A 9,191-nucleotide genomic window follows, 5' to 3' on the forward strand; every position below is an offset into this window, starting at 1 on the left:
GAAATTCCCACGACTCCGCAAGCTGTGGCTTTGCGGTGCCATCGTCGTTGAAGTCCACGAGGAACTCGCTCAGATAGATCCACATCGCGTTGATGCCCGTCTCCCGCTGGGGATCCCAGTGGGGGGCGTCCGTGGACGATATGAGGTGCAGCGTGCCACCCCGCTTGGGCTGGCCGGAGGTGGAGGCGGGAGTGGCGGCGGGCGCGCGTGGCGCGGGAGTGGGTGTGGCTGCGGGCGCGGCAGTGGGAGCGGGAGCGGACGGAGCGCGCGTGGGCGCGGCGGCGGGCGCTGGCGCCGAAGGCTGCGGCGTGCTGGGCGCGGGCGCCGCGGCGGGCGCGCAGGATGCCGCCAGCATGCCTGCGACGACCATGACCGCGAAGCCCTTGCTCACGGTGAACAGATGGAGCCGTTTGGACAGGGACATGGTGACCTCCTCAGGTAACAGTCAACCCCGGCTTATGTCACAACAGATATGAATCTGAAGGGAGGCGACAAGTGTAACCGAAAGTCTAAACGGGTCTTGGGAGCGTGTCAAGGGCATTTGCATCGGCTTTGCATGCGGTTCGACGCGGCAGTGGCGGCATGCCTTACACCCGCGCCGCGCCGACGATGTCGTTCACGTCGCGGACGCCGTGCTCGCGCATCCAGCGCTCGATGCCCTCCAGCACCTCGACGCTGACGCGGGGGTTGACGTAGTTGGCTGTGCCGATCTGGATGGCGCGGGCGCCCGCCATGATGAACTCCAGGGCGTCCTCCGCCTTCGTGATGCCGCCGATGCCCACAACCGGCACGCGCGCGACCTTGCTGACCTGGTACACCATCGCCAGGGCGATGGGCTTGATCGCCGGGCCGGAGAGGCCGCCGAAGACCGTGCCCAGCACAGGACGGCGCTTGCGAATGTCTATCGCCATGCCCACGAAGGTGTTCACCAGCGAGAGGCAGTCCGCTCCCGCGTCCTCCACCGCCTTCGCCACCTCGACGATGTCGGTGACGTTGGGCGTGAGCTTGACCATGAGGGGCAGGGTTGTCGCGGCGCGGACGGCGCGCGTGACCGCGGCGGCCAGCCGGGGACTGCGCCCGAACTCGATGCCGCCTTCGGAGACGTTCGGGCAACTGATGTTCAACTCCAGGCCGCTGACGCCGGGCACGCTGTCCAGGAGCCGCGCCATTTCGGGGTACTCCTCCACCCGGTGGCCGGAGATGTTCACGATGACGCGAGTCTTCCACGCGGCCCAGAGGGGCGCCTTCTCGCGGATAAGGGCGTGGACGCCCACGTTCTGCAAGCCGATGGAGTTGAGCATGCCCGAGGGCGTCTCCGCCACGCGTATCTGCGGGTTGCCCTGCCGCTGCTCCACGGTGGTGCCCTTGCAGATGATGCCGCCCAGCCGGTTTACGTCCAGGAAGTCGGCGAACTCCGTCCCGTAGCCGAAGGTGCCGGAGGCGGTCATGACCGGATTGGCCAGGCGCAGCCCTCGTTGGTTGTTGGGGGCCAGCTCCACGGCAAGGTTGAGCTTGTCGGCCTCTGCGGAGGCGTCTTGAGGCGCATTCATGACGACGTGACCATCAGGCCCAGGAGCTCATGGGCAGATTGGGCACTGCGTCCAGGTCCCAGGTGGCCGTGACACTGGCGCGCAGCTTGAAGTAGCCGCAGGAGGCGATCATGGCGGCGTTGTCCGTGCAGTGTTTCGTGAGCGGATAGCCGAAGGGCGCGGGAGACCGCTCTGCCAGGCGCTGACGGAGCAGGCCGTTGGCGGCTACCCCTCCTGCCAGCAGCACCTGCCGGACGCCCAGGCGGCGCGCGGCGTCCGATGTCTTGGCGGTCAGCACGTCCGCGACCGCCTCCTGGAATCCCGCGGCCAGGTCGCTTACCTCCGGCGCGGACGATGGCTGCCCTCCGTCCGAGGGCAGCAGCCCCTGTTCCTCCGCCATGCGCAGCGTGGCCGTCTTGAGGCCGCTGAAGCTGAAGTCGTCAGTGTCGCGCAGCCAGGCCCGTGGCAGGACGGCGTTGCGGCGCGCTCCCCGGGCGATGCGCTCGACGGCGGGGCCGCCGGGAAAACCTAGGCCCAGCACGCGGGCCACTTTGTCGAATGCCTCGCCCGCCGCGTCGTCCCGCGTGCGGCCCAGGAGCTGGTAGCGGCCATGCCCTTCCATGAGCACCAGGTCCGTGTGTCCGCCGGAGGCGATCAGGCATAGCAGGGGAAACTGAGGCTCCTGGCCGGGCGCTTTGTCCAGCCAGTTGGCGTAGATATGGCCCTCTAGGTGGTTGATTCCGATGAGCGGCTTGCCCGCGCCGAATGCGATGGCCTTGGCAACGTTCAGGCCCACCAGCAGGGAGCCTGCCAGGCCGGGGCCGTGCGTCGTCGCGACGCCGTCAATGCCGCGCAGGTCAACGCCCGCCTTCTGCAGCGCCTCCCGGACGACGGGGAGGACCGTCAGGATGTGCTGGCGCGAGGCCACCTCGGGCACCACGCCGCCGTAGCGGGCGTGTATGTCAATCTGCGTCGCCACGATGCTGGACACGATGCAGCTGCCGTCCTCCACCACCGAGGCGGCGGTCTCATCACAGGAGGACTCGATGCCGAGAATAAGCATGGCGCTCTCTATCTTACCGTATACGCCTTGCGGCGGCGAGGGGCCGCCTCCGCGCGGGCCGCGGCCACGCCCAGCGTGATGGCCAGCGCCAGCGCCATGCCGGACGCGATGTAGGAAGGCAGGAGCACTCGATAGAACCGCTCGTACACGACCACGCCGCCATCGGGGCGGAAGCGCCATATCGGCAGGTATCCGGCCTGAGACAGGGGCGGCTCGCCGTTGAACGTCCAGGAGGTGAAGCCGGCCTTGGGCGGCACGGGAAAGGTGATGTACGGGCGCGATGTGCCTTTCACGCGCCAGCGCCAAGGCCCATCCGGCTGCACGGCCAGCGGCTCCAGCGTTGTCCTGCCTGTCGCGGACAGCGCCGCCGCCAGGGGTGTCGGCGCCTGGGGTGGCTGTCCGGCCTGCGGCGTGGGCGGCGGCGCCTGCTGGACGGCAAAGGCGCGTCCCACGCCCGCCGTATTGCGGAAGAGGGTCAGGTCATCCCGCTCCAGCGCCACCTTCAAGTCCGGCTGGCGGCGCAGGAACTCGTAGTCGGCGTAGTTCACCTCGCGCAGGAGCAGCACGTACCGCACGTTGAGCGGCGCGAGCAGGTTGCCTATGTCCTGCTGGTTGGCCCCGTCCCGGATGAGCGCCTCGATGAACCGGCTGGACGGGCTGGTGCTCTGGGAGTGGATGCCGCCCGCCTCGATGTTGTCGCCCGCGTACACCGGTTTGGAGAAGAACAGGTGGGCAGGGCTGGCCAGCCGCTTGTCGCGGTTGGGGAGCCAGCTATAGTCCATGTAGAGGTGCCACGGGAGAACGAGCATCCACACGTCGTCCGGGTCGTTGCGAAGCTCTTCGTCCACCTCGCGCCAGGAGCGTGGCACGTCGGCGGTCCCTATTTGGCCCAGGAAGCCGAACATGCCGTAGGAATAGACCACGGGCGTCAGCAGCGCGGCCACCAACACAAGGCGGACCGCTATTCTTCCCGCCGACTGGAGCCGTTCGTCCAGCGCCCGTCGCAGCTCCGCCACTCCCAGGGCGCCCAGGAAGGCGTACGAGAGGCACAGGAGCGCCACGAACTTGTGCGAGTCGCGGAAGCCTCGCGCGGCGGGTATCGCGTCGCCGAGCCGCTCGAAGAGCGGGGCCGTCGCCGGACTGGACACGCCGATAGCCAGCAGGAGGCCCAGCCCGCCGACGATGCTGAACCCGACGACCTGGGGCGCCAGGCCCGATTCACGAGGCACGCGCTCTCCGCGCGGGCCGGTCGGCGCGTCCGTCTCCCCCCAATGGGCCAGCGCGCCGAGCACGGCCAGGAAGAGGATGAAGGCGAAGAGCAGCGCCCAGAGGACGGGCAGGCCATCCTTGGGATAGACGTAGCCCTCGCGCCAGAAGCCGTACATGGAGGCGGTCTCGAACGCCACGCCCAGGTTGGACGTGGAGCGCGGCGCGAAGAAGGACAGGTCAAGCTGGCTGGTGCCGCTCAGGATGCTCTCGGAGTTCGTCAGCGCGGGGACGAGCCAGAAGATGTTCAGGCTCAGGGTCAGCAGCGCCATCGGCCCCAGATAGCGGAGCGTCCATCTCAGAAAGGTGCCTCTGTCGGCGGCGCGGGCCAAGTACACCGCCAGGAACACGAAGTACGCCAGAAGCAGCAGGACGAAACCGTGAACGTACACTAGGCCGGTGAGGGTGGTCAGCGCGGCGACGCGCAGCCCCGCGCTCAGCGTCGGCGCCGCCAGTCCGAGCACTCGTGGGGGGCGCTGTGCCGCGCGCAACGTCCGGGCAATCGGTTCGGGGGTCTCGCGAGGGGCCAGCGCCAGCAGGTCCAGGAATGCCTGCGCGGCGAAGGGCATCACGGCGTAGGAGGCGAGCAGCCACCACTGGCCAGCCAGGAAGCGCACATAGACGAACGGATTCAGCACGTAGAGCAGTCCGGCGAAGTACGCTCCCATCCCTGCCTTCCGCGCCAGCCGGTGTGCCCCCAGCCCGCCGAGGAAGAAGACGAGGAAGAATCCCACCTTCTGCATCAGCCACAGGGGGACGACCGCGCGGGCGAGCTGCGCCAGGTAAGCCAGATGGACGGAGGGCGAGAGCCACCACTCGTTGATGACGTACGCGCCGTCGTTCAGGCTTTCGCCGGGGCCCAGGGGACTGTCCAGGGTGAGGATGTAGCCGGGGCCCATGAACGGGGCCGTGAGCGCCAGCGCCAGGGCGGCGTAGAAGGCGTAGGGCAGCCATGCAGGCCCGCCGCGCGTGAGAAACGAGCGCAGCAGCGTCCGCCGTGGGGGCGTCGCGGCGTTGGCCTGTTCGATTTGTGGCTGCACGGCGGCCTCTAAGCGACGTAGTGCGGGGGCGAAAGCCGTCTATTCCACCAGTCGGTACTCGCGGAAACGGAGCTCGTCGCGCTCCCACTGCTCCGCCTTTGGTTTGCCGGAAAGCACATGGTCGGCTGAAAGGAATCCCATCTCCAGCGAGTGGTGCAGGTTGTTGTAGAAGAACAGTCCCGGCCTTCCGTTGATGATGAGGTTTTCCACCTTGGAGACGTACTTCTCCACGATGGACAGGTTCCGCTCGAAATGTGTGTCCCATACGGGATAGACGTAGCCCAGGCGCACGGTGAAGCACTCGGCGACCTCTGAACGGCGGATGAGGTTACACCGCTCCAGTTGGGGAATGATCAGATCAAAGATGTCCTTGTCCTCAGCCTTCCAGAGCGGATCCGTCTCCCAGCAGGTGATCTCCGCGCCGAAGACGGTCTGGTTTCCTGGCACCATACTTGGGCTGAAGTTCTTCTGCTCCCATGTCCGCCCGAAGCGGAACTCCCTGCCGGGAAAGAAGGCGACGCCGTAAGGATAGACCTGGGGCTTGTTGACCACCAGATAGACCAGGATGAGCTTGCGGAAGCGCAACGCGGGGGCCGCCTGCCGGGCCGCATCCAGGTCCGCGTCCGGCGACTCCGGCGACAGCATGTCGGCGAAGAGGCTGACCGGCAGCGTGGAGATCACGTAGTCCGCTTCCGCCGTCTCTTCCACGTCGTTGTGGCGGTACACTATGCTCCGGACGCGTCCGTCCCGTACTATGAGCTTCTCCACCTGGGCCGAGGTGGTTACCTGCCCGCCAGCCTTCACGATGGCTTCCGCCATGCGCTCCGGTATGGTGCCATAGCCTTTCTGGGGGTACAGGAAGGTCCCGTACGGGTAGAACTGCGACTGGAACAGCTTGCTCCGCTTGCCGGTGATGATCTGGGCCATGACCTCGCGGAGGCTGCCGACGGCGATGCGCTGGCGTGCCAGCCTCCAGTGCAACTCGTGAAGCGGGACGCCCCAGGTCTTTTCCACGAGGGGGCGGAAGACCAGGTCGGTGACGCCCTGGCCAAAGCGGGCGCGCAGCCACTCCTCGTAGTTCATGTCGCTCTCCGCGCGTCCGGAGAAGTGGGCGCGGTCGGACAGCCACGAGGCGATGAGGCGGGTCGCCTTCAGCGGCCCGACGCCACCCAGCACTTCGCCGAGGCGGAAGGGATAGGTCAGGAAGCGGTCGAACAGATAGAAGCGGACGCGCTCGGGTGTGACCTTCAGCTCGTCGCCGCAGAGGTCGCGGACTGTCTGATAGACCTCGTCGGTGTGCGGGGTGAAGCGGTGCGGCCCCAGGTCCAGGCTGAAGGGGCCGTGCTGGAAAGTCTTGCAGAGGCCGCCCACCCACGGCAGGCGCTCGATGACGTGGACGGAGACGCCGCGCTGCGCCAGGCGGTAGCCCGCCGCCAGCCCCGTGGGGCCGGCGCCCAGGATGAGGACGCGGCTCGTCACGTTAGCCCTGCCACCCGGAGCGGAATAGGTGCCACAGGTTGGACAGGCCGTCGCGCCAGGGGCGCAGCTTGGGCTCGCCGACGCGCTGCCGGTACACGATGGGCACCTCGCGCCAGGCCCGCGTCCGCTTGCACGCCTTGATTTTGAGCTCCTGCGACAGGGGCATCCCGTCCGACTTCAAGTCGAGCTTGTCCAGCAGGGACTTCCGGATAATCCACATGCCGGACTGAGAGTCCTTGAGGCGCAGCCCCGTCAGGAGTGTGGTCAGGAAGGTGAGCAGGGCGTTGCCCATCTTGTTCCGCAGGGGCATCGCCCCCTTGGCCATCATGGCGAAGCGGTTGGTAGTCAGGAGGTCCAGCCCGTCCCTGTCCAGCATCTGGACAAGCTGCGGCAGCGTCTCCAGGGGGTAGGTCATGTCCGCGTCGGCGGAGACGATGATGTCGCCCGTCGCGTGCCGATAGCCGGCCTTGTACGCGCGGCCATACCCGCGGTTCGGTTCCAGCACTACTTCCGCGCCCGCCTGACGCGCCAAGTCGCCCGTCCCGTCCGTCGAGCCGTTGTCCACGACGACGATCTGCGTCGCAAACCCGATTCCGGCCAGCTCCCGCACGGGCACGCTGGCTACGACCAGACGAATAGCCTTCGACTCATTGAGGGCGGGTATGACGATCGACAGCGTTCGCTGTTTCTCAGTCATGCGTTGCACCGCCTCCTGTTGCTTCCTGCGCGGCTGGCTGCCTTCGGACGCCCCAGGTCAGCAGATGGTTCGCACTGAAGTTCCACAGCGCCGACAAGCCTGCGCCAGCAAGGTTGGATACCATGTAGTGAAGCCCCGCGTACTGAGTGAGGAGGAATAGTACCAACAGGTTGAGGCCCATGCCGACGCCGTTGACCGCCTGGTATTTGCCGCCACGCGCCCAGATGGAGCCGGAGCGCCGGTCCCGCCACGTCCACCTCTCGTTGAGCGCGAACGTGAAGAAGAGCGACATCTCAATGGCGATAAGCCCCGCCAGCACGTACTGGACGTGGCCCCATTCCGTGAGCGCCGCCAGCCCGCCGACGTTGATGGCCAAGCCTCCCGCGCCTACCAGCAGGAACTTCTGGAAGCGGACGGCCAGGGCCTGTGCCCGGCGCGCCAGCGGAGATTCAGTCACCAGGTCTCTACCTTTCCCATGCTATGACCCCGGCACTACGCTGACTCCCGCCCTTACTGTGGACGAAATGTCCCCGGACACCCATGCGTCGTCCGGCCAGGCCGTGTCGCGCCAGGGCTCGCCGGGGGCGCCCAGGGTGAGCACTCCGTCCTTACTGGTGAACCAGTAGCGGTACTCGAATATCTCCTGCTGCTTGCGCTCGCGGGTACGGGAGAAGGCCACCGCCACGTTCAGAGTCGTCTTGCCGGACAGGCCCTGGATGGTGGCCTCCGCGCGGCCCTTGTTCGGGCCGTCGAAGTACAGGCGGTCGGCGGCGATGTACCAGCGGAAGCGGTACGCTTTGCCGGAGCCGGACTGGTCGTCCAGAAGGTAGGTCAACGTCTTCTCGCCGTTCCAGATATATGCCCAGACAAAGGGCTTGTTGGTCGTGTTCACGGCTTCCATGTCCACGGAGAGGAATCGGCCCTCCACAGGCTGGATGCGCAGGAGCGACACCGGCGCGACGTCCTCGGCCCGCTCCGAGAATTTGCCCTGGTATTGGTACACATATGTCCGGCGCTCGGGCATTGCCTTCATCAGCTCCAGGTTCTCGTTGCCCAGGTTGCGCGCATAGACCACGGGAACGTTAAACGAGGGGTCGTTCAGAAGATAGCCAAAGGGATGGTGGATGAACGGCCCGTAGGGAGTGGGCAGGAACACCAGCGCCGACTCCAGCCGTCCGTTCACGACAGGACTGTAGATTGCCGCATGTTTGACAGTATAGCGAAAGTTGGCGTCCAGCGCACGTCCCATCAGGTACGCGGTGACTGCTACGAGAGGGATGGTTAGGGCCAGCACGACCGCGGTGGTCAATGAGGGCGCCCCGCTCTGGTTGGCCTTGAACGCGGCCCAATGCACACGTCGCCAGGGACGGCGCAGCAGCCGGACCGCGTCGAAGAAGCCGCGCGCGCCGAGCAGACACAGGGGCAGCAGCAGGTCCATATAGTAAAAGGGGCCCATGTACTTGGACAGAGGCGCCTCGCCGAAGGTGATGTTCAACGTGCCCCACTGCAATGCATTTCCTATGGCGACGGAAGCTATAATGCCGACAAGGAGCGCCATTCTGCTTTTCCATCGTCGCCGCAAGAACGACAGCCCTGCAAGGATGACGAGCAAGGCCCCCCCAAACACCCATTTGACTGTTTCTATCAGGGCCGCTTGTGTCGAGTCCAGCGCCGCGCCTGGAGTGTAATCGAACAAGGCTTGGTCTGACCACATTTGCTTGGTCCCGAACCCCAGCGTGTCCTGGGAGGAGGATGTATTGAAGGGGAACTGCAAGGCGGAGCCGGTCATCAGGTTGTTGTAACCCAGGGTCAGCGCGACGCCCGGTAGGGATCCCATCAGCAGAAGAGCGACGGTTAGCAATGAAAGCCGCTTGCGCGTCAGGAGGTGCAGCGCGTAACCCGCCACTGGCAAGGCGAACAGGAGCGCGGTGTAGGGCCTGGCGAATGCGGCTACGCCGATAGACAATCCGGCCAGCAGTGGATAGACCCAGCCGCTGCGGCGGACCGACTTGAGAAAACACAGGAGGAAGAGCAGGTTAAGAAGGAAGGACAACATGTAGGAGAGATAGACGCTCGCCTGGACCAGGAAGAGGGGCGAGAATATCAAGAAGATACTG

General features: G+C 66.2%; 8 protein-coding genes. All 8 read right to left on the reverse strand.

Annotated features, from left to right (window positions below):
- The coding region (locus Q7T26_13170) for a hypothetical protein (GenBank protein MDO8533092.1) at window positions 1-424 on the reverse strand (424 nt) is incomplete at its 3' end.
- 163 nt (window positions 425-587) lie between these two features.
- Window positions 588-1,550 carry a dihydroorotate dehydrogenase gene (locus tag Q7T26_13175; protein MDO8533093.1) on the reverse strand — a complete coding sequence of 321 codons (963 nt, stop codon included), beginning with the start codon at window positions 1,548-1,550 and terminating at the stop codon, window positions 588-590.
- Window positions 1,551-1,563: 13 nt separating this feature from the next.
- The gene (tsaD, locus tag Q7T26_13180) at window positions 1,564-2,592 is read right to left on the reverse strand and encodes a tRNA (adenosine(37)-N6)-threonylcarbamoyltransferase complex transferase subunit TsaD (GenBank protein ID MDO8533094.1); all 1,029 of its coding nucleotides are present in this window, start codon (window positions 2,590-2,592) and stop codon (window positions 1,564-1,566) included.
- A gap of 8 nt (window positions 2,593-2,600) precedes the next feature.
- The gene (locus Q7T26_13185; GenBank protein MDO8533095.1) at window positions 2,601-4,898 is read right to left on the reverse strand and encodes a hypothetical protein; all 2,298 of its coding nucleotides are present in this window, start codon (window positions 4,896-4,898) and stop codon (window positions 2,601-2,603) included.
- Window positions 4,899-4,937: 39 nt separating this feature from the next.
- The gene (locus Q7T26_13190) at window positions 4,938-6,377 is read right to left on the reverse strand and encodes an FAD-dependent oxidoreductase (protein ID MDO8533096.1); all 1,440 of its coding nucleotides are present in this window, start codon (window positions 6,375-6,377) and stop codon (window positions 4,938-4,940) included.
- Between the two features lies 1 nt (window position 6,378).
- Entirely contained in the window at window positions 6,379-7,074 is a 696-nt protein-coding gene (locus tag Q7T26_13195; GenBank protein MDO8533097.1) for a glycosyltransferase family 2 protein, read from the reverse strand.
- On the reverse strand, window positions 7,067-7,531 hold the full coding sequence (locus tag Q7T26_13200; GenBank protein ID MDO8533098.1) for a GtrA family protein: 465 nt from the start codon (window positions 7,529-7,531) through the stop codon (window positions 7,067-7,069). Before Q7T26_13200 ends, Q7T26_13195 begins: the two co-directional genes overlap by 8 nt.
- A 21-nt stretch (window positions 7,532-7,552) precedes the next feature.
- Window positions 7,553-9,191 (reverse strand): hypothetical protein (locus Q7T26_13205; protein MDO8533099.1); only part of this gene is annotated, 1,639 nt, incomplete at its 5' end.

It is taken from the genome of Dehalococcoidia bacterium (assembly GCA_030648205.1).
Lineage (GTDB): Bacteria > Chloroflexota > Dehalococcoidia > JAUSIH01 > JAUSIH01 > JAUSIH01.

What these genes read in the sequence shown, in the direction of transcription:
- Q7T26_13175 (MDO8533093.1), bottom strand. Translation starts at nt 1,550, where the DNA reads ATGAATGCGCCTCAAGACGCCTCCGCAGAGGCCGACAAGCTCAACCTT.
- tsaD (MDO8533094.1), bottom strand. Translation starts at nt 2,592, where the DNA reads ATGCTTATTCTCGGCATCGAGTCCTCCTGTGATGAGACCGCCGCCTCG.
- Q7T26_13195 (MDO8533097.1), bottom strand. Translation starts at nt 7,074, where the DNA reads ATGACTGAGAAACAGCGAACGCTGTCGATCGTCATACCCGCCCTCAAT.